This window comes from Mesorhizobium sp. M0514 (assembly GCF_040321145.1).
GTDB lineage: Bacteria > Pseudomonadota > Alphaproteobacteria > Rhizobiales > Rhizobiaceae > Mesorhizobium.
The window spans coordinates 1-19,453 of sequence record NZ_JAMYQZ010000009.1 but is presented as its reverse complement, the minus strand read 5'-3'; the positions used below and the strand labels follow the sequence as shown (position 1 = coordinate 19,453).

At 60.9% G+C, this 19,453-nt stretch carries 27 protein-coding genes; 20 read left to right on the top strand and 7 right to left on the bottom strand.

Features of this window, described 5'->3' with window-relative positions; all coding sequences use genetic code 11:
• Positions 1–28: 28 nt before the first annotated feature.
• From NKI61_RS06160 to derI, 6 genes are all read left to right on the top strand, one after another.
• Entirely contained in the window at positions 29–970 is a 942-nt protein-coding gene (locus NKI61_RS06160) for a D-ribose ABC transporter substrate-binding protein (protein ID WP_081726801.1), read from the top strand.
• A gap of 109 nt (positions 971–1,079) precedes the next feature.
• On the top strand, positions 1,080–2,639 hold the full coding sequence (locus NKI61_RS06155) for an FGGY-family carbohydrate kinase (protein WP_352839025.1): 1,560 nt from the start codon (positions 1,080–1,082) through the stop codon (positions 2,637–2,639).
• Positions 2,636–4,153, top strand: coding sequence for a glycerol-3-phosphate dehydrogenase (locus tag NKI61_RS06150; protein WP_352839024.1), 1,518 nt, complete (start codon positions 2,636–2,638; stop codon positions 4,151–4,153). Before NKI61_RS06155 ends, NKI61_RS06150 begins: the two co-directional genes overlap by 4 nt.
• Positions 4,153–5,091 (top strand): sugar phosphate isomerase/epimerase family protein, encoded by a 939-nt coding sequence (locus NKI61_RS06145; RefSeq protein ID WP_023753375.1) that lies wholly within the window; start codon positions 4,153–4,155, stop codon positions 5,089–5,091. Before NKI61_RS06150 ends, NKI61_RS06145 begins: the two co-directional genes overlap by 1 nt.
• Positions 5,092–5,166: 75 nt before the next feature.
• Positions 5,167–5,934 carry a triose-phosphate isomerase gene (locus tag NKI61_RS06140; RefSeq protein ID WP_352839023.1) on the top strand — a complete coding sequence of 256 codons (768 nt, stop codon included), beginning with the start codon at positions 5,167–5,169 and terminating at the stop codon, positions 5,932–5,934.
• Positions 5,935–5,960: 26 nt separating this feature from the next.
• On the top strand, positions 5,961–6,398 hold the full coding sequence (gene derI / locus NKI61_RS06135; protein WP_023672592.1) for a D-erythrulose-4-phosphate isomerase: 438 nt from the start codon (positions 5,961–5,963) through the stop codon (positions 6,396–6,398).
• A 15-nt stretch (positions 6,399–6,413) separates the two neighbouring features.
• On the opposite strand, the gene dhaL is transcribed toward derI, so the two are convergent.
• Together dhaL and NKI61_RS06125 are read right to left on the bottom strand one after the other, a co-directional pair.
• Positions 6,414–7,055, bottom strand: coding sequence for a dihydroxyacetone kinase subunit DhaL (gene dhaL, locus NKI61_RS06130; protein ID WP_352652039.1), 642 nt, complete (start codon positions 7,053–7,055; stop codon positions 6,414–6,416).
• Between the two features lie 24 nt (positions 7,056–7,079).
• The gene (locus tag NKI61_RS06125) at positions 7,080–8,087 is read right to left on the bottom strand and encodes a dihydroxyacetone kinase subunit DhaK (RefSeq protein WP_352652040.1); all 1,008 of its coding nucleotides are present in this window, start codon (positions 8,085–8,087) and stop codon (positions 7,080–7,082) included.
• Between the two features lie 416 nt (positions 8,088–8,503).
• On the opposite strand from NKI61_RS06125, the gene NKI61_RS06120 reads away from it, so the two are divergent.
• The 10 genes from NKI61_RS06120 (at position 8,504) to NKI61_RS06075 (ending at position 13,340) form a co-directional block, all read left to right on the top strand.
• Positions 8,504–8,926 (top strand): Arm DNA-binding domain-containing protein, encoded by a 423-nt coding sequence (locus tag NKI61_RS06120; protein ID WP_352839022.1) that lies wholly within the window; start codon positions 8,504–8,506, stop codon positions 8,924–8,926.
• A gap of 87 nt (positions 8,927–9,013) precedes the next feature.
• On the top strand, positions 9,014–9,805 hold the full coding sequence (locus tag NKI61_RS06115; RefSeq protein ID WP_352839021.1) for a site-specific integrase: 792 nt from the start codon (positions 9,014–9,016) through the stop codon (positions 9,803–9,805).
• A complete protein-coding gene (locus NKI61_RS06110) occupies positions 9,802–10,086 on the top strand; it encodes a hypothetical protein (protein WP_352839020.1) in 285 nt (94 codons plus the stop codon). The genes NKI61_RS06115 and NKI61_RS06110 overlap by 4 nt, the downstream gene beginning before the upstream one ends.
• A 4-nt stretch (positions 10,087–10,090) precedes the next feature.
• Positions 10,091–10,405: a hypothetical protein gene (locus tag NKI61_RS06105; protein ID WP_352839019.1), complete on the top strand. Its 315-nt coding sequence runs from the start codon at positions 10,091–10,093 to the stop codon at positions 10,403–10,405.
• 232 nt (positions 10,406–10,637) lie between these two features.
• Positions 10,638–10,832 carry a helix-turn-helix transcriptional regulator gene (locus NKI61_RS06100; RefSeq protein WP_352839018.1) on the top strand — a complete coding sequence of 65 codons (195 nt, stop codon included), beginning with the start codon at positions 10,638–10,640 and terminating at the stop codon, positions 10,830–10,832.
• Positions 10,832–11,014: a hypothetical protein gene (locus NKI61_RS06095; RefSeq protein ID WP_031197728.1), complete on the top strand. Its 183-nt coding sequence runs from the start codon at positions 10,832–10,834 to the stop codon at positions 11,012–11,014. Before NKI61_RS06100 ends, NKI61_RS06095 begins: the two co-directional genes overlap by 1 nt.
• Positions 11,015–11,112: 98 nt before the next feature.
• Positions 11,113–11,706, top strand: a complete 594-nt coding sequence (locus tag NKI61_RS06090) for a hypothetical protein (protein WP_352839017.1) — start codon at positions 11,113–11,115, stop codon at positions 11,704–11,706.
• A gap of 261 nt (positions 11,707–11,967) precedes the next feature.
• Positions 11,968–12,330, top strand: a complete 363-nt coding sequence (locus tag NKI61_RS06085; protein WP_352839016.1) for a hypothetical protein — start codon at positions 11,968–11,970, stop codon at positions 12,328–12,330.
• Between the two features lie 131 nt (positions 12,331–12,461).
• Positions 12,462–12,761 carry a DUF6074 family protein gene (locus tag NKI61_RS06080; protein WP_023681677.1) on the top strand — a complete coding sequence of 100 codons (300 nt, stop codon included), beginning with the start codon at positions 12,462–12,464 and terminating at the stop codon, positions 12,759–12,761.
• A 369-nt stretch (positions 12,762–13,130) separates the two neighbouring features.
• Positions 13,131–13,340, top strand: a complete 210-nt coding sequence (locus tag NKI61_RS06075; RefSeq protein ID WP_352839015.1) for a hypothetical protein — start codon at positions 13,131–13,133, stop codon at positions 13,338–13,340.
• A 49-nt stretch (positions 13,341–13,389) separates the two neighbouring features.
• On the opposite strand, the gene NKI61_RS06070 is transcribed toward NKI61_RS06075, so the two are convergent.
• A complete protein-coding gene (locus NKI61_RS06070; RefSeq protein ID WP_352839014.1) occupies positions 13,390–14,403 on the bottom strand; it encodes a class I SAM-dependent methyltransferase in 1,014 nt (337 codons plus the stop codon).
• Between the two features lie 95 nt (positions 14,404–14,498).
• On the opposite strand from NKI61_RS06070, the gene NKI61_RS06065 reads away from it, so the two are divergent.
• From NKI61_RS06065 to NKI61_RS06055, 3 genes are all read left to right on the top strand, one after another.
• Positions 14,499–14,654, top strand: coding sequence for a glycosyl hydrolase 108 family protein (locus NKI61_RS06065; RefSeq protein ID WP_023739029.1), 156 nt, complete (start codon positions 14,499–14,501; stop codon positions 14,652–14,654).
• Positions 14,655–14,856: 202 nt separating this feature from the next.
• Complete coding sequence (locus NKI61_RS06060) at positions 14,857–15,402, top strand: cupin domain-containing protein (RefSeq protein ID WP_352839013.1); 546 nt, start codon at positions 14,857–14,859, stop codon at positions 15,400–15,402.
• Positions 15,396–16,463: a glycosyltransferase family 2 protein gene (locus tag NKI61_RS06055; RefSeq protein ID WP_023681671.1), complete on the top strand. Its 1,068-nt coding sequence runs from the start codon at positions 15,396–15,398 to the stop codon at positions 16,461–16,463. Before NKI61_RS06060 ends, NKI61_RS06055 begins: the two co-directional genes overlap by 7 nt.
• 37 nt (positions 16,464–16,500) lie before the next feature.
• Here the strand turns inward: NKI61_RS06055 and NKI61_RS06050 are convergent, their stop codons facing one another.
• Positions 16,501–16,728: a hypothetical protein gene (locus NKI61_RS06050; protein WP_023739028.1), complete on the bottom strand. Its 228-nt coding sequence runs from the start codon at positions 16,726–16,728 to the stop codon at positions 16,501–16,503.
• Positions 16,729–17,455: 727 nt separating this feature from the next.
• On the opposite strand from NKI61_RS06050, the gene NKI61_RS06045 reads away from it, so the two are divergent.
• Positions 17,456–17,731, top strand: a complete 276-nt coding sequence (locus NKI61_RS06045; protein WP_023739026.1) for a hypothetical protein — start codon at positions 17,456–17,458, stop codon at positions 17,729–17,731.
• 48 nt (positions 17,732–17,779) lie between these two features.
• On the opposite strand, the gene NKI61_RS06040 is transcribed toward NKI61_RS06045, so the two are convergent.
• The 3 genes from NKI61_RS06040 to NKI61_RS06030 are packed head-to-tail and all read right to left on the bottom strand — an operon-like array spanning position 17,780 to position 19,214.
• The gene (locus NKI61_RS06040; RefSeq protein ID WP_502899852.1) at positions 17,780–18,385 is read right to left on the bottom strand and encodes a DUF8453 domain-containing protein; all 606 of its coding nucleotides are present in this window, start codon (positions 18,383–18,385) and stop codon (positions 17,780–17,782) included.
• Between the two features lie 57 nt (positions 18,386–18,442).
• Positions 18,443–18,604, bottom strand: a complete 162-nt coding sequence (locus NKI61_RS06035) for a hypothetical protein (protein ID WP_352839011.1) — start codon at positions 18,602–18,604, stop codon at positions 18,443–18,445.
• Positions 18,597–19,214, bottom strand: coding sequence for a DUF6338 family protein (locus NKI61_RS06030; RefSeq protein ID WP_352839010.1), 618 nt, complete (start codon positions 19,212–19,214; stop codon positions 18,597–18,599). The genes NKI61_RS06035 and NKI61_RS06030 overlap by 8 nt, the downstream gene beginning before the upstream one ends.
• Between the last annotated feature and the right edge of the window lie 239 nt (positions 19,215–19,453).

Below are 19,453 nucleotides of genomic sequence, written 5' to 3'. Positions count from 1 at the left end.
ACCGCGTAAAATCATTGGAGGAATGTACATGAAAATCGTGCTTAGAAGTTTGCTTGCCGCCGCGATGGTGGTCGGGTTTAGCGCAGCCGCATCGGCCGCAGGCCTGATCTCGATCATCGTCAACGATCCGGCCAACCCCTACTGGCTGACCGAAGGCAACGTCGCCAAGGCCGAAGCCGAAAAGCTTGGCTATACAGCCAACGTCGCCGCCCACAAGGGCGACACCAATACCGAAAGCAATCTGATCGACACCGCCATCACCAACAAGTCGGTGGCGATCATCCTCGACCCGGCCAATGCCGATGGTTCGGTCGGCGCGGTGAAGAAGGCGATTGCCGCCAACATCCCGGTTTTCCTCGTCAATGCCGAGATCAACCAGGAAGGTCTTGCCAAGGGCCAGCTCGTCTCCAACAACGCCCAGGGTGCGGCTCTCGGTGCCCAGCAGTGGGTGCAGGCGGTCGGTGAAAAGGGCAAGTATGTCGAACTGCTCGGCGCCCCGTCGGACAACAACGCGGCCACGCGCTCGAACGGCTACGCGACCGTGCTGAGCCAGTATCCGGATCTCGAAAAGGCCGCTTCGCAGGTCGCCAACTGGGATCGTACCCAGGGACACGACAAGATGCAGAGCATGCTGCAAGCCAATCCCGACATCATCGCCGTGATTAGCGGCAACGATGAAATGGCGCTTGGCGCGGTTGCGGCGCTGAAGGAAGCTGGCAAGCTCGCCGGCATCAAGGTCGGCGGCTTTGACGGTTCCCCGGATGCGGTTGCGGCCATCAAGTCCGGCGAACTGCAGTACACCGTGCTTCAGCCGGTGGCCATCTTCTCGGCCAAGGCCGTGCAGCAGGCCGACTCGTTCATCAAGACGGGCGCTACCGGCGCCACCAGCGAGAAGCAGCTGTTCGATTGCCTGCTCATCACCAAGGACAATGTGGACAAGTACACCGCACCCTTCGTGCTGTCGGAATAAAAACCTGCACAGGGGGTGTCCTTGCGGACACTCCCTGCCTTTTCCACGGCTCCAGACAACAAAGACTGCTCCTTGTGAATTGCCTTCATAACCATCCGGAACGTGCGGCATGAAAGACCTGCTGATCGGGATCGACGCGGGAACGTCCGTGATCAAATCGGTCGCTTTCGATCTGTCGGGGCGGCAGCTTGCCATGGCGTCGGTGGCCAACAGCTTCGTCACGCTGGAAGGCGGCGGCGCCGAGCAGGACCTTAATCAGACCTGGCGCGACATGGTGCTGACCGTTCTCGATCTGGCGACGAAAATTCCAGACCTCGCGCGGCGAACCGCGGCCGTCGCGGTCACCGGGCAGGGCGACGGCACCTGGCTGATCGATGGCGACGGCATGCCGGTCGGGCGCGCGTGGCTCTGGCTCGATGCCCGCGCCGGACATCTGGCGGACGAGATGCGCGGCGATCCCCGGGATCGCACGCGGTTCGAGATCACCGGCACCGGGCTCAACGCCTGCCAGCAGGGCGCTCAGCTCAGCTGGCTGAAGAAAAACAGCCCGGAAATCCTGGAGCGCGCCGCCACTGCCTTTCACTGCAAGGACTGGCTCTATTTCAAGATGACCGGCGAGCGCGCCACCGATCCTTCGGAGGGAACATTCACCTTCGGCGATTTCCGCGCGCGCAGCTATTCCGACGAGGTGCTCGACATTCTGGATCTGGCGTCGCACCGCCGCCTGCTGCCCCCCATGCTCGAAGGCACGACCGACCATCATCCGCTTTCTGCGTCGGCAGCAGGCGAGACCGGCCTGCTTGCGGGCACGCCGGTGGTGCTGGGCTACGTCGACATGGTCAGCACCGCGCTCGGCGCCGGCCTCTATGATCCAAGCGGCAATGTCGGCTGCACGGTCATCGGCTCGACCGGCATCCACACACGCCTGGCGCGCACTCCTGATGATGTCGTCCTTAACGACAATGCCTCCGGCTACACGATCGCCATGCCGGTTCCGGGCGCCTATGCGCAGCTGCAATCCAATATGGCGGCGACGCTCAACATCGACTGGCTGCTTGGCCTGGCGCGCGACGTGCTGACCGCCAGCGGCGCAAAACCTTCGCGCGACGAGCTGCTGAAAGCGCTCGATGTCTGGGTCGAAGGATCGGAACCGGGGTCGCTGGTCTATCAGCCTTATATCTCGCTTGCCGGCGAACGCGGCCCGTTCGTCGATCCAGACGCGCGCGCCGGCTTCATCGGGCTTTCCGCCAAGCACGGTTTTGGCGATCTGGCACGCGCGGTTCTTGAAGGATTGGCCTTCGCGGCCCGCGATTGCTACCAGGCAATGGGCAGCGTGCCCGGCGAAATCCGCCTGTCTGGCGGCGCCGCGCGCAGCCCGTCGCTGCGCGGTATCATCGCTGCGGCGACCCGCGCGCAAGTCAGGACCAGCAGCCGCCAAGAAGCAGGTGCTGCGGGTGCGGCGATGATGGCCGCGGTCGGGCTTGGCGTCTATCGTTCGATGGATGATTGCTGCACCGAATGGGTGACGCCGCTTCTGGGCGAATGCGACTCCTATGACGAGGCGCTTTCCCAAACCTACGATGCGCTGTTTCCATCCTTCGTCGCGGCGCGCCAGGCGCTGCGGCCGGTGTGGAAAGGCATGGCGCACCGCACAGGAGCTAAGTCTTGAGCGATGAAACGGATATTGTCGATCTCTTCGTGATCGGCGGTGGCGTCAACGGCGCCGGCATAGCGCGCGATGCCGCGGGTCGCGGGCTGTCGGTCATCCTGTGCGAGAAGGACGATCTGGCGCAAGGCACCAGCTCGCGTTCCGGCAAGCTGGTGCATGGGGGCCTGCGCTATCTCGAGTACTACGAGTTCCGGCTGGTGCGCGAGGCGCTGATCGAGCGCGAGGTGCTGCTTGAGGCGGCGCCGCACATCATCTGGCCGATGCGCTTCGTGCTGCCGCACAGCCCCGAAGACAGGCCGGCATGGCTGGTCCGGCTCGGGCTGTTTCTCTACGACCATCTTGGCGGCCGCAAGCGCCTGCCGGGAACGAGGACGCTGAATTTGAGAACCGCGCCGGAAGGAGCGCCGATCAAGGATGAATTCAAACGAGGCTTCGAATATTCGGACTGCTGGGTCGATGATGCACGGCTGGTGTTGCTCAATGCGCTCGACGCCAGTCAGCGTGGCGCAAAAGTCTTCACGCGCACGGCCTGTATTGCCGCCAGGCGCGAAGGCGGCCTGTGGTCGATCGACATGCAGGATGGCCGCACGGGTGCTGTGACGAGGGCCCGCGCACGCGGGTTGGTCAACGCGGCCGGGCCATGGGTGAATGACATCGTCAGCCGCGTCGCTGGACAGAATTCCACCCGCAACGTTCGCTTGGTGAAAGGAAGCCATATCGTCGTGCCGAAATTCTGGGAGGGACGGCAGGCCTATCTCATCCAGAACAACGACAAGCGGGTGATCTTCGTCAACCCGTATGAGAACGATCTGGCGCTGATCGGCACCACCGACATTCCTTATGAAGGTCGGCCCGAAGAAGTGGCCGCCGAGGCAAGCGAGATCAATTATCTGATCAAGGTGGTCAATCGCTACTTCAAGCGGCAGCTGACCGCGCAAGACGTGGTCTACAGTTTCTCAGGCGTGCGTCCGCTCTATGACGACAATGCCGACAACCCGAGCGCGGTGACGCGCGACTACATCTTCGAACTCGACGCCCCGAACGGTGGCGCGCCGCTGCTTTCTGTGTTCGGCGGCAAGATCACCACCTTCCGCAAACTGTCCGAACATGCGCTCGAAAAAATACAGCCCTTCTTTCCGACCATGAAGAAGGCCTGGACGGCCAAAATTCCCCTGCCGGGAGGCGACCTGCCCAACGCGGATTTCGAGCAGTTCCTGGGTGATCTGCACGCCGAGTTTTCGTGGCTTAGCCCGTCGCTGGTGAAGCACTATGCTCGAAGCTACGGCACGCGCACACGCGCTTTGCTGAAAGGGGTCAAAGACGAAGCGGATCTCGGCCGTCGTTTCGGCCCGGATTTCTACGAGCTCGAAGCTGTCTTCCTGTTCGAGACCGAATGGGCGATGACCGCCGCCGACGTTCTCGAGCGCCGGACCAAACACGGGCTGCATATCAATGCGGCCGAGCGGAAAACATTCGAAGACTGGTGCACAAAGACAATGGCGGCGGTGAACTGATGGCCTTCACGCTTTCGCTGAACACCAACCCGCTGGTCAATCGCTTCGCCGATCCCGACGATCTGATCGACGCCATTGCCTATGGCATCGGCATCCGCGACGTGCAGCTGACGCATGAATTCGTCAATCCGGGCTGGCCGGCGGCAACGATCGCCAAGTTCGTTCGCCTGTTCAACAGCGCCCTGGCGCGGACCGGCGTGCGGATCACTTCGGGTATGACCGGTCCCTATGGCCGGCTCAATCATTTCGGCCATCCGGACGCGGATGTGCGCCGCTATTATGTCGATTGGTTCAAGACCTTCGCCGACATCTCCGCCGAACTCGGCGCGTCGGGCATGGGCACGCAGTTCGCCATATTCACCTACAAGGATTTTGACGATCCGCAGCGGCGCGCGGCGCTTCTCGACATCGCGCTCGAATGCTGGCGCGAAGTGGCCGAGCACGCCAAGGCGGCGGGCCTGACCTACCTTTTCTGGGAACCGATGTCGGTCGGCCGCGAGTTTGGCCACACGATCGAAAGCTGCGTCGAATTGCAAGGCGCCGTCGATGCGGCCAAGCTGCCGATCCCGATGCAGATGATGGTCGACATCGACCATGGCGACGTGACCTCGCCCAATCCTGACGACACTGATCCCTATGCCTGGGCGAAAGCGTTCCCGTTGCAATCGCCGATCATCCACATCAAGCAATCGTCGATGAACAAGGGCGGGCACTGGCCGTTCACCGCCGCCTACAACAAGGATGGCCGCATCATCCCGCAGAAGCTGCTCGACGCCGTGCGGGCGGGTGGCGGAACCGACAATGAAATCTGCCTTGAACTTTCCTTCCGGGAGAGGGAACCGGTCGATCATCAGGTTATTGCAATGATCCGTGAGTCGGTGGATTTCTGGGCGCCTTACATCGACAGCGGCCGCGAAAGTCTCAAGCCTCGCGCTTGAGGCAAACCGCCGGCCCGAAGGCGGCGCAGACCCGGAAACACGCATCATTCGAATTTCGGATCGAAGGAGAGAAGAATGGCCCCATATTGGGTCGGCACGAGCTGGAAGATGAACAAGACGCTGGCGGAGGCGCTGCAGTTCGCCGAGGCATTGGCGGCGTTCGTGCCGGGCTTCGATCCGGCGATACAGCCTTTCGTCATTCCCCCCTTCACCGCGGTGCGGCAGGTCAAGGCGGCGCTCGCCAACACCCGCGTCAAGGTCGGCGCCCAGAACATGCATTGGGCCGATGCCGGTGCCTGGACGGGCGAGATTTCGCCGGTGATGCTGAGGGATTGTGGGCTCGACCTGATCGAACTCGGCCATAGCGAGCGCCGTGAGCATTTTGGCGAGACGGACAAGATCGTGGGACTGAAAACCGCAGCGGCAGTCAAGCACGGCTTCGTACCCTTGATTTGTGTCGGCGAGACGCTGGCCGAGCGCGAGGGCGGCCGCGCCGACGAAATCCTGACCGCGCAGGTTTTGGGCGCGCTGCAGGGTCTCGCAAACAATGAGTTGTCGGCAGAGATACTCTTTGCCTATGAACCGGTGTGGGCGATCGGCGAGAAAGGCATTCCGGCCAGCGCCGGCTATGCCGACAAGCAGCAGGCGCTGATCAAGCAGGTCGCAGCAACCCGGTTGCCGACCGCCCCGCTTGTGCTCTACGGCGGCAGCGTCAATCCCGGCAACGCGGCCGAACTGATCGGCCAGCCGCATATCGATGGGCTGTTCATCGGCCGCTCGGCATGGCAAGCGGAAGGCTATATCGACATTCTCAAAAAGGCGTCGGCCGCCATCGCGCGCTGATCACGAAAACGAAGGAGTTAATTGCCATGAAGATCGCACTCGGAGCCGACAGCGCCGGCAAGCCGCTGCTCGATGTCATCGCCAAGCATCTCGCCACCAAGCCAGAACTGCAGGTCGTCGATCTCAGCCAGGCCGGATTCTACGCCGATATTGCCGCTGCGGTCGGCCACGAAATTGTCGACGGCAATTACGACCGCGCCATCCTGTTTTGCGGCACCGGCATCGGCGTCAGCATCTCGGCCAACAAGGTGCCCGGAATCCGTGCCGCGCTAACCCACGACACCTATTCGGCGGAACGCGCTGCGAAATCCAACAATGCCCAGATCATCACCATGGGTGCGCGCGTCATCGGCCCCGAACTGGCCAAATCGATCGCCGACGCCTGGCTGGCCTCGGAGTTCGATCCGAACGGTCCCTCTGCCGCCAATGTGCAGGCTGTCGACAAGCTCGACGCGAAGCGCTGAGGATCCGCTCCCGACCTAGCCGGTCAAGGCGATCCGCATCGCCTCGATCACAGTTACGGCGGACGCCGCGCCTGGATCCATATGGCCAAGCGAGCGTTCACCGAGGCGGGAGGCCCGGCCCTTGGTGGCGATCATCGTCTTGGTCGCCTCCGCGCCGGCCTTTGCCGCCTCGGCTGCGGCCGCAAGGCTTCCGGCCAGCCCCTTGCCGGCGGCCAGTGCCTCGCCCGCAGCCGTTGCGGCCGGCGCCCACGCATCGATCATCGTCTTTTCGCCAGGCTCGGCCTTGCCGCGATCCTGAATGCCTCTGGCCATCGCTTGGAACATAGCGACCGCGTCGGCGTCGTCGAGCGTCGCCTTGCCCTTGACGGCGGCCGCGCCGCGCATGAACGCGGTGGCATAGAGCGGACCCGAGGATGCGCCGACTGCGTTCAGGAACGACTTCGCCGCGGTGTTCAGCAAGATGGTCGGATCGGTGGCGCCGGTATCCAATGCCGCGACGGCATCGCGTGCCGCGGCAAATCCAAGCTCCATCGCAATGCCGTGGTCGGCATCGCCGATCACCCCGTCAAGCGCGCACAACCGGTCCCGGTCGGCCGACATGGCGTCGGCGATTGCCGCGAACATCGCGGCAAGCCGCGTGGTGTCGATTGTCGTCATCTCTTGCTCCTTGCCGTCCCCAGTTTACCCGGCGCGAAACATGGCGCAGTCGCAAGGGTGGTCGAGCATCGTCTGCAACTCGTCGTCGAGGTGGTGCAGCGTGATCGAAGCGCCGGCCATTTCGAGCGAGGTGCAGTAATTGCCGACCCAGCTTGCGTGAATGGATACACCGATATCGTCAAGCCTCTGCTTCACCCGCCGGTTCATGATGTAGAGTTCCATCAGCGGTGTCGAACCCAGCGAATTGACCAGCACGGCGACTTTCTCGCCGCGTGCCGGCGCCATCTCGGAGAGAATCCTGTCCAGCATTTCGTCGGTGATCTCGTCGGCTGTTTTGAGTTTTCCGCGTGCGATGCCGGGTTCGCCATGGATGCCCATGCCGATCTCCATCTCGTCGGGTCCGATCTCGAAATTCGGCCGGCGGGTTTGCGGCAACGAACAGGGCGCCAATGCGACGCCCATGGTAAAGGTGTGGTCGTTGGCTTTCCCGGCAATGCGTTCGCATTCATCGAAAGACAACATGCGGTCGCAGGCGGCGCCTGTCGCCTTGAAGATGAAGAAGTTCCCTGCGACACCGCGCCGCTTGTGCCTGTCGCCAACGGGCGCGGAAGCGACGTCGTCGGTGCTCAGCACCGTACGCACCTCGATGTCGTCCATCGCGGCCATCTCGGCCGCCATGTCGAAATTCATGACGTCGCCGGCATAGTTGCCGTACATGAACAGCACACCGGCGCCGCCGCTCGCCGCCTTGGCGCATTCGAGGATCGGGTCGGGCGGCGGAGAGGCGAAGACATTGCCGATCGCCGCCGCGTCGGCCAGCCCCTTGCCGACGAAGCCGAGAAAACTCGGCTCGTGGCCCGAGCCGCCACCAATGACGAGGCCTACCTTGCCTTGGCGCGGTCCATCGCGGGCGATGATCGAGCGCGGGCTTCCGTCAACGGCTTTGAGATGGCGGGGATGCGCAGCCAGGATGCCTTCCAGCATCTCGTCGACGGCGCGATTGCCGTCATTGATGATCTTCTTGGTTTGCACCAACGTCCTCCCGATTTGGTATTTTCATAGATGATACCGGGCGTTATCAGGCTGCCTTCGGGCGAGGGCAGGGGCGCGATGCCCGCCAAACTGCCTCGATCGGCTTCGTAGCTGTTACCAGCCGTTCTGGCAGAAGCTCAGCGGACCGAAGTGCGCGGACAATGGCGCTGTAGTGTACAAGATCGCACCACGGCTTAGAAAAGGCGGTGGCTCCCCGGGGCCGGATTCGAACCAGAGACCAACCGGTTAACAGCCGCTCTCGGGATAGCCCACCAGCGCCATATCCCGGTTGTTCCACTCCTGAAAAACCCCTTGTTTCATAACGATTTCAGCTTTCCTGTTGCACATTAGAGCACACAGGGCAACATAGGCAGCAGTTGCATCCTGTTGCCCCGACGTTGCCCCGGAGAGCCCTAATGCCCCGCGAGACCCTGACCGACAACCGCCTGAAGGCTTTGAAGCCGGCTGCTCCTGGCAAGCGATACGTGATCATGGATGCCCAAGTCCCGAGCATGGGCGTCCGCGTAACCGACAAGGAGCCGTCCAACGGTTCAAAGCTTAAGGCCGGACAAGTCAGCTTTGTCTACATCGCCCGTTTCGGTGTTGCAACTCAGCCAGCCCGCCGCGCGCTGGGAGAGTACGACGTCATGTCGCTTGAAGCGGCACGCACCAAGGCGAGGCAGTGGGCAGCGCTCATTGATCGCGGCATTGACCCGAAGGTCCAGGCTGACGAGGAGCGGCAGGCGGCGGCGAGGGCAGCGACAGAGAGCCGTGACCGGTCTTTCGAAACCATCCTTGAACGGTTCATCAAAGCCCGGCGCCGCGATGGCATCCGCTAGGCCGACGAGGACGAGCGCGACCTCAACCGGGAATGCCTGCCGAAGTGGAAGGGCAGGGACGTCGCCACCCTCACCAATGCCGACATCATGGAAGTGGTCGAACCGATCTATGCGCGCGGCGCGCAGCGGCAGGCGCTCAACATCGCCCAGAAGATCGGGACGTTCTTCGGCTGGTGTGTCGATGACGACCTGATCACCGCCTCACCCTTCCGGGCAAAGAAGGTGCGCACCACCATCGGCGAGAAGGGATCAAGGGACCGCGTCCTGACCGATGCTGAGATTGGGGCGCTCTGGACTGCCACGGCCGCTGGCGACGTCTACAGCGCCGTCTATCGGCTGCTGCTGCTGACCGGCCAGCGCCTCAACGATATCGCCCAGGCGTCATGGACCGAAGTCGACGTTGATCGCAAGACGCTGACTGTGCCGGCGGCGCGCTTCAAGTCCGGCCGCGATCACGTTGTGCCTCTCACTGACGAAGCGCTTGGCATCATCGCCAAGTTGCCGCGGTTAAAGAAATGCAACTGGCTTTGCTCGCTCGACGGCGCGGGACCGGTGACGATCGGCCATAAGGTCAAGCTGCGGATTGACGCCGCCATGCTCGCAGCGCTTCGGAAAGACGATCAAGAGGCCAAGCTGCCGGCGTGGGTCAATCATGACATCCGCCGGACGGTTCGCACCCGGCTGTCCGAGCTCGACGTGATGGACGAGGTTGCCGAGGCTGTCATCGGGCATGTGCCTACGGCGCTGGTCAGGACGTACAACCAGTCTGACCGCCTCAAGGTGAAGCGAGACGCCCTGACGCGCTGGGAGGGCGCCCTTCTGGCGCTGACGGGCCGCGAGACGGCCAGCAATGTCGTTGCTATGAAGGTGGGCAAATGACGATCAAGGGTGTGATTTCCGGCACGACCATTTCGCAGCGCCAGGTCGACAAGCTGTCAGAACTGCTTGCCTCAAGCGGTTTCATCCCTCCCGACGATGACTGGTTGCTGGTGCGTCTGCAGGACATTGTTTTCCGCTACGAGGAATTGGCGGAACGTCTCGACCCCAAACTTGTGGCCGAGCGCACTTCCCGATTCGCTGAATATCGCGAAGCGATTATCACGACGGACAGGCTCCTCGACGTGTGGGCGGACGGGATGACCTCCCCGGCTCAACCCTGAGATCGTGACCAATCAGGGAGTTTGGGACGAGACGCCCGTTCGGCATTTCAATTCAGACGAGGAACTGGCTTCGGCTCTGATGCCGCCGGAGTTTTCCCAAGCTGATATCGACGTCGCCAAGCGCGTCCATGCACATCTTGCCGAGCTTTTTGACAGTGTGCACCGCAGCTATCTTGAGGGCCGACGGGTGACCAACGAACATCGTGAGAGGATTGCGACGGTACAGGGTTTTGTGCGGCTATGGTGCCAAGCGATGAAAATTCCCCAATCGGACATCAGAATATCGGCCAGCACCGGCAGCCCCGCTATGAATTCATAGAGGCTGGCGTGTCGATGGTCCTTGGCACTCCGATGGAGCGAGAGACTATCGAGAAGCAGGTGATCGCATATCGGAAAAAGATCAAAGAGAGTCAGCACTGACGTTTGCCACCGTCGGCCAGGCCTAATACGACGCGTCAATTTAAACGCCAAGAAACACTACATTTAGGTGTATCCGTCCGGAAGAAAATGCATATCTTAGGAGGCCTTCGTAAGCAACGTAAGGCACTCCAATGCAAACTCTTATCGCCTTCAGTGAACTCCCCTCCAAGGGGATCGTGTACTCTCGAAATTACATCGACCGCATGATCAAGGAGCACCGGTTTCCTAAGCCGGTGTTCCTTTCGCCCCGTCGGCGCGCCTTTGTCGAGGCTGAGTTAGATGCTTGGGTGAAGGCCCGCGTCGACCAGCGAGACGCGGTGACCTAATGACCACTGATCACGAACATAGCGCTGCTATCGATGAGGCTGCAGCCTGGCTGCGATCTGACAGCCGGGAGCGCATCAGCCGGCCAATTATCCCCCATCTGAAGCAGGCGTTCGGCCTGACCGCTGCTGAAGCGATCGAAGCGATCAGGGAAGCGAACCTGCGGCGGGCCCGCGCCACATGAGCGAAATTACGCCTAGCCGTAAAACTGGCCGACCGAAGGGCTACATCGCCAACTACCAGCCGCAGACCAAGACGCTGGCGCTGCTCGATGCGGTCGACATGGTTCTCACCGAATACCGGGAACACTGGCCGCTCACGATCCGCCATGTCTTTTATCGGCTGGTCGGCGCCTACGGTTATCCGAAGGATGAGTCGTTTTACTCGAAGCTGATCGACCATATCGGCAACGCGCGCCGCGGCCGGGTGATCCCGTTCAATGCGATCCGCGACGATGGCGTGGTCACGCACCGCATGGACCATTTTGACGACCAGAACCATTTCCTGCGCCATGTGCGGGTGCTTGGCGAAAACTACCATCGGAACATGCTCGCCAATCAAAACCTGCACGTCGAGGTCTGGTGCGAGGCCGCCGGCATGCTGTCGCAACTCTTCAAGGTCAGCCGAGAATTCTCGGTGCAAGCCTATTCCTCAGGCGGCTTCGACAGTCTCACCGCGAAGAAGGATCTGGCCGATCGAATATGCGAGATCGCAAAGCCGACGGTGATCCTGCACCTGGGCGACTATGACCCGAGCGGCAAATCTGTGACAGTCGACCTCAAGCGCATCGCCCTGACTGCTGACCAAATGTTTCGCTATTCGCTGCCTACCGCCGCCCAAGAAGACCGACAGCCGCACCGCGCGATGGGAGGGTGAGACATGCCAACTCGAGGCGCTGTCGCCCGACAACATCGCTCATATCTTGCGGTCACATATCATCGACCTGTTCGACGTTCACCAGTTCCATGAAGACCGCGATATACAGGCACGCGAGCGGCTGTTGATCACTGCAGCCTTGCCGGCCCCGAGGGGGGATGCGTGACCGTCCAGCCCAGCCCATTCATCCCCGGCGCCGACGCCAGCAATCCGCGGTGGACCGGCTAGCGGAAGAAGATCCAGCGCAGCGCTGCCATCCACATGAGGTGGGGATCCACGTTCAAGGAATGCGAGGAGGCTTTCGCCGACTGGCACCACTGCGCCCTGCAAATCGTTCACGCCGAGAACATCAGCTTTCGGTTGCTGGCCTTCGTCCGACAGCACCTCAACATGAAGGCCGGGACCATCAGCGGCACGAATTTCGAATTTGCCAAGATGGGAGGAGGCTGCTCAATCAAAACGACATCCCGCGAGATAGGCCTGTACGAGCGGCTCGGCCTGTTCATCGTGAGCCGGTGGCGGCACAAAATCCCGGGTGGTGGCATCAACGAAGTGCGGACGCTTCGGTTGGCGCTGCCGACGCCCTTCAATCAAAATTTTACAGCGAGAGGTGAGGAGCCATGAGGACCACAGTGGTCCCGCATGCCGGCGCTGGTCTCCTGGACCACAGTGGTCCCGCATGGACCTTTCCCGCACCCCTCCGCAGGCGAGACCACAGTGGTCCCGCTAATACAGCCATCTTGCTCGGGTGACGCATGACACAACTCGACCTTTTCAAGCAGCCAGCAAGGAAGACCGGCCAGATAGTGGCATTCCCCGCCGATCGCCGCGCCGTCCTTATCCGCGCCACCGCCCACGAACTCTGCACCCTCCACTATATCGCCGGCCGCAAGTTCTGGAGCGAGCACGTCAAAGGCCTGCGAGCCCAGCTTCGCGCTGTCGGTATTCCCTGCCGCCAAGTCGATATGGAAATCCGTCGATACTCGGCAGCCGTTGCCAGCACTATCGACCATTCCATGCCCAATCATGGAGCGCCGCCGCCAACGGCAGCATAACCGTCCGCGAAGCGGAACGAGTGGGGGTGTGGGGCCTCAGGCCCCGCGTCTTCCTGTCAGCGCTAAACGCCGCGCGCGCGAGGCTCCTCATTGCCCCTGTTTGCATTGAAACTGAGTTCTGAGAAAACCGCCCAATGCTCCTGCTCGGAACGCGACTTTTTCTCACCCGCTGCTAAGCGTCAAAAAAGAGCGCACACTAGCGCCCATCCGGCTTCAAACCGGTTGTTCGCACGCGTGAAACCCTTGCAAACCAGCCATTCTTGCCGCATCGTCTGCGTCGATAATTCATCTGGGGCAAGGCAAAGGCAACGAAAGTGCCCCGCTCAAGCGCCTGACATCGCCCGCAAGTATGGCGGCCTTGCTCAAGGCATGCTGGACCGCCGCGCGCGCGAGTGGCGCCGCCGGCAGGAGCTTGTCGACATGTTCGCCCAGGCGCTCGGCGGTGCTGACACACTGACCCCAGTGAAGGGCAAAATTCGGAGCGTCGACGCGATTTCGAAGGCGATCCGGGAGAACCCGGAACGTGCCATCCGGTTTGCAAGGCTGCCGGGGAAAACCTCGACGCCTGGTTCCCGATGAGCCCGAAATAGACGCTAGAAGACGCTCTGCGGACGCACGGCCTGATCAACTAGTCCAGGCCGACCCTGCGCCGGATGCGTGTTGCCAGCAGGCTAACCAGTTCCCGCGTGGGGATGGTGTCTCTGGCGGCCGGCACCTTGACGATTTCCCGCTCGATCTTCACCGGCTGGATTTCGCGATAATCCGGCCCGACTTCGGCATCGAATTCCGCGTGATGCCGCAGAGCGAGCTTGATGCGGACGGCGTTTAGGGCGTCGTTGGAAAGCGCCGCATGGGTGTCGCTGCGGCGCAGCTGCACCACGAACTCCGAACCGATATTCTCTTCGATGAAGGCGATCTTAAAGTTGACAAGCTTGAGCGCGTTCAACTCGAAAATCGCCAGCTCGAACATCGCCGGCGTGAAGAACCATGCGTGGTTGTCGACATAGGGCCTGCTGTCGGACATGTCGCCTTTAAGGTCGCCCTGATATTCCTTCCATGCCGCTTCAAGGCTGTGGGCGTAGCCGAGCGGCGAGTGATCGCCTTTGATCCACGCCGACTTTCCGCCGCGTGTCGCCGCCGAGCATCGCCCCTCAAACAGCGCTTCCGGTGAATGCCTGATGCGGCCTTCCCGGTAGGCGGTGAGAATTTCGCGCAGGCTGGTGGGAGACTTGAGCAGGTCGAAGCATTTTCGCATATCGGGAACGGCCAGCGAAATGATGCCGTCCGGCTTCAACAGGCGGGAGCATTGCTGCAGGAAGCGAATAAGGTCCGGCGTATGTTCGATCACGTGGCTGGCGATGAGGCAATCAAAACCATCCGGCCGGACGGCCAGGGCGGCTTCGTCCAAGGGCTGGCCGGTCCAGACGATGTCGACATTTTCAATCTCGTCAACCTTGTTGCGGATGACTTCGGCCGTGTGACCACGGGCCATCTCGCGCAAAGCATCGCCGTCCTGGAAGTCCACTATTGTCGTATCCCAGCCGTCCGCCCTCGGAGCGATCGGGCTGAAGAACGGCCCGATTTCAATTATCGACATGCTGGTTTTGTCGATATTTCTCCGCAACTGTTCGAGACGGTCCAAAGTTGTTTCCTCCGCAAAGTAATACCCCGCCCGGCCGTCTGATATTTGCTCGCGCGCGCTTCGTCCAGCCCGCCAGTTGGCGGAAAGGAACTCGCATGGCTGTTTCTCGCGAGAAGCAAAGCCTTGACCTCGTGCTGGTGCACGAACGCGGCTACTCCAACCATCCTGCCGACGGCCCGACCATGAAGGGCGTGACCCAGCGTGTTTATGACGGCTACCGCAAGCGCAAGGGCCTTGCGCTTGCGGTATAGCAAGACGCCGGCAGCGGTTGGCGCAGCCGGGTGATGTCGTCGAACCGAAAGTCAAACGGCAGTTCCGCTCCACTCTCCAATCGGAGAAATTGGCTACAGTGCCGTCCTCTTTGATTGCGTGGCCTTCCACGCTGCCGTTGAAAGACAGTTAAAAGAAGGGCATGAGGAGCGCTGCCAAAGCTAGTTAGATTGGATGAGTCCTATGGCGCAGAGCATTCTCGATAAGACATTGGCAGGGGCCCAGAAGGATCAGGAGACGGTTCGATCCGGCGAGCCGATCGGCAAGGTCCCCGACGGCGTGACGTTTCACGACATGACCGCTCACCTCGACGACAGGGGAAGCGTCACCGAGGTCTACGACCCTCGCTGGAATTGGCATCCCGATCCGCTTGTTTTTTGCTACATGTTTACCATACGACCGAGAACGGTGAAGGGTTGGGCGCTGCATAAGCTTCACGAGGATCGATACTTCGTTGTCGATGGCGAGATGGAGGTCGTCCTGTATGACCCAAGGCCCGAGTCGAGCACCTGCGGACAGGTATTTCGGATTGTTCTGTCTTCAGCCCGGCCACGCCTGATGAACATCCCCAGATTCGTCTGGCACGCGGACCACAACATCGGCGCGAGGGACGTTAGAGCAATCAATTTTCCTACAATGCAATATGACCACGCCAATCCCGACAAATACCGGCTGCCGCTGGATACCGATTTGATCCCGGTCGACTTTGGCGGCCTCAAGGGATGGTAGACGACGCTCCGCCGCTCTTCAGCGTTCTGATGCCGACCCATAATCGTCCCGACTCTCTTGCCTATGCGATCCAGTCGGTGCTGGCGCAGACGGAGCAATCGTTCGAGCTTCTGGTCGTTGGCGACGGTGCAGCACCGGAGACCGAAGCGGTCGTGAAAAGCTTTTCCGACCCGCGCATTCGTTGGTTTGATTTCCCCAAGGCGCCTCACTTTGGCTATGCCAATCGAAATCTGGCGCTTCGATCGTCACGCGGGGAATTGATAGCCTTCGCCGCCGACGATGACCTGATGATGCCGGATCATCTTGCACTCATGCGCGGCCAGTTCGTCGATCCGTCGGTGGCACTTGTCTACGGCCAGGTCCTCTGGGTCTCGACCGACGGCATTTGCGGTCCTGATCTTACCAACCTGTTTTTTCCCGAAGAGCGGCGCCAATTCATGGCGAGAGGGAACACGATAGCGGCCTCAGGCGTCGTATATCGCGCCAGCGCTCTTGCAGAGCGGACGGTGTGGCCAGAAGATGTGAACGGAGCGGGAGACTGGGAGATCTGGCGTCGGATCGTGCTCACAAAGGGCTTCGCCGCCGTGCGCTACCTTCGCCTTCCTACGTGCCTGCATTTCTCCGCTAAGTGGAAAAACCTCAGAGACTCCGGATTCGCGAGGCTGACGGGCTTCATCAAAGCGTGTGAGACGTCGATCTGGTTTCCGGCGCCGCTACGGGTCGCCATTCCGACAGGACACCTGGAACAAAAGGTCTTCTGGGACATCATGTGTGTCGATCCCGATGGCTGGACCGCGCTCATTCGGGAAGCCGCAGCCGACGCCGTGAACCGACTTGCGCTCGACCGTCTCGAAAACCTGGCTACACCCGACTCGCCGCCCACACCACCTCCTCCCCCCGCTGCCCCAGATGACGGCCGAGCCGAGGCGCTTGCGGTAGAAGTACAGGCTCTCGCGATTGAAAGGGACGCTATGAAGATGGAGATGGAGGCGCTCAAGCGCTCGAAGAGTTGGCGTTGGACTGCCCCTTTAAGGCAATTGCGAAGGCATATCGGCCGATAGGAGCCGGCGCCAAAGGGCATGAAGCGGCCGGATAATCCTATTCGTCCCCGTCGCCGAGGTACGCCTTCACACGTCCGAAATCGCGGTACATTCCGCCGTCCGGGTGTTTCTTCTCATGCCAGGTGATCGCCCAATAGCCGGTGTCCTGAAGACCCTCCATGACCATCACCCGATCGCGGTCGGTCGGGAAATGCTCCTTGAGAAGATCGTTGACGGCATTCAAGCCGCCGTCTCGGTAGGCTTGCAGATATACATCATCGACCATGGGATAATTCCCCTTTTCGCGGACTGTTGCTACCGACAGGGATGTTGCAGCCGGTGCTCTAGCAAGAGGGTTAAGACCTCTTCGGTTTTGTCCCGCCGGTGCTTCTCTGCCAAAGCGACTCTATCATTGCTAGGCCCCAGCGGCATCGATATCAGGAGGTCGGTGAGTTGCGGGTTGCACTCGAAGAGGATTGCCCTGGCCAGTAGGTCGGCCGGCTCGCAGAGGCCTTTGAACCGGTCGATCCCGGCGCCAGGGCGGGCTTCGAACGCCTCCCGCTTAGTAGTTTCGGCGCCCGCGGTGCAGGTCGTCGCACCCATCACCAACGACAAAGCATCGCTTTCATGGCTGAAGCATCGCGCGCAAGCTGCGCCCCCGCAAGGGCGTGCTTGAATTTTTAAGGATGTCGGCGCATCATCATCGGCGGAGCGTGAGAACTCCCGCGGATGGCCCTGCCGGGCTATTTGCACCCAGAGCGTTGGCGGGGCGATCCCTGCAAGGATTGATATTGCCAACGGGTAGAACGAGCCGACTTAGCCGTCGGAGCGAACGGCAGCACTATGCGGGGAGAGCGGCGGCTATACAAGACCCGAAAGGGAAAGGCCGTTCGCGCATGGTCTCTGGCCATGTTCTCACCCTCCCGGCGCCAGTGCTGTCCATTGGCAACCGGCCGTGAGAAGCCGAAACCAGAGAGCCTACATCATGACCATCCATCAACCTGAAATGCGCCGTGGCAATCGCCACCTCGATCGAGCGGCTGATTGACCTGCTCGACGCCATGAGCCCGGATCCTGACCTCGAGGAAAGCCTCGGATGGGGATATGGCAGCCAACTGGAGTTGCACGCCCAGGACGGCGAGCGCGAGGAGGAGAACGAGCACGGCGGCGACATCAACGACGAGCCGCACGACGATAACGAGTATGAGCAAGACGCCGTAGACTGTGACTGGCCCGGCTTCATATGGGGCGGCGGGGAAGGCGGCGGCCGAGCGCACGAAGGTGCTTGAACCGTAACAATGTTACATTTGGCCCGCTGCCTCACGGTGGCGGGCCTTTTAGGCGCGCCGGCTTACTGCGACTGTCTTGACCGGTCCCCACATTCCGCCTGTAAAACTTTCAGAATCGGCGATCTGCAACATGTTCGGCCGGTCTCTTCTATATTTTTCTCCGAACCAACCTTCATACTCGATCTGGATTGGGAACTCGGCCTGGGCAATCCAAAAGCTCTGACGCGGATCTCTATGGGTTAGACCAAAGGAACATGAGGTCCTAGCACCGTTCTGGAGGAGACGGATCACGCTGGAAGGCTCGAAACAAGCCAACCATCGACCCTTGTTCTCGTCATTGGCGCCGGCGCCGAACGCCGCCCGCAGCGCTGCCTGATCGGTAACAAGGAGCCTTATGTTCTTTGCAGGGATCGATCCGGAGTTAAGGATGACCAGGTCATACGCGATCCCTTCAGTGCCGCCGTGGTGCGTCTCAACCATTGCCGTTACAATCGGCCGAAACTGACGGTACCAAAAGAAGATGGAAAAACCTAAGGCCACCACCGAGACAACCAGTGCAACGGCTGGACTGCAAGATTGAGCAAGTCTGCGTATACGCCCATTATTGCCCCTTTTCCGTAACCTCAACAGTAGCAAGAACCAATTCACCCGCATCGCCGCTGCCTTTCCCTGGCGGGCGGGTGTATCATTTCGTACCCGAAACGCTTGCGCCTATTTCTTTTTCCCGCCACTGCTGGTGGTGGGCGTCACCTTCGGCCCGCCGCCGCCAGAAACCGGCTTATACCCGCCCTGCACATTGCTTTTGGTCGGGGAGTAGCCCTTCTTGACGGCAGCCTGTTGTACCGTCTTGGTCGTCCCTTTCTTGTCAGTCATTTCCTTCCTCCGTTCGATCAATGTCTAAGAACTCAAGGGTGCTCACCTCTGATGCCTGGACCCAAAGGCCATTTGGCATTGGCACCCAGCTGCCGCCTCTGCCCCGACTGAAAATTTGCTCGACGTAAATGTCGCGGTCGTTGTCGGAGGAAGCGAACGACCGGCGCCCGTAATATCCATGGAAGACAGTGCCGTCTTTCAACGTGATGATGAGCCAATGCTCGGTCCGCTGGGCAAACTTCCAGTCCCATGCGGTCGGCATGCTGTGGACGACCTCAAGGTTCAGTTTCTCACAAATTTTTCCATACCATCCCTTTTGGTGCCCTAGTCCGAGTAGAAGGCCGATGGCCATGGGCACGATGATGATCAGGCCGGCCCATCCAATCCAGACCCACCACGGCGCTGAGTCCTTATGAATGCCTAGGGCGAACAGCGGCAGGACCGCCGCATAATAAATGACGGTCACTACCAAGTAGGAGAGCAGGGCTTCGGTATGAGAGGGGGTGCGTCCAGTGAGGAATTGTGCACGCACGTAGAGAATGAGCAAACCCGGGACGAGCAGGGCGAGGCCATTGGCGACCTTAGACAGGTCTTCCACCTCGAACCCCATTGTCGCGAATCACTCCTGTTTGTCGGGCGGCGGACTTTCGCGCGCGAAATTGCAGGAGTTCAATGAGCCTTCGTGATTAATCACAGGGAAGATTGTTGCCCCAATTGTTGCCCTGGATCTTGGGTTGCCAAATCGGCCGAGCCGCTAACTTTCAGTAAGTGTTTGGTGCCCTTCCCGAGAGATGGGTGACAGTTCATTCCGGAGACATGGGTTACACTTTCGGCCCTTTGCAAGGAGAG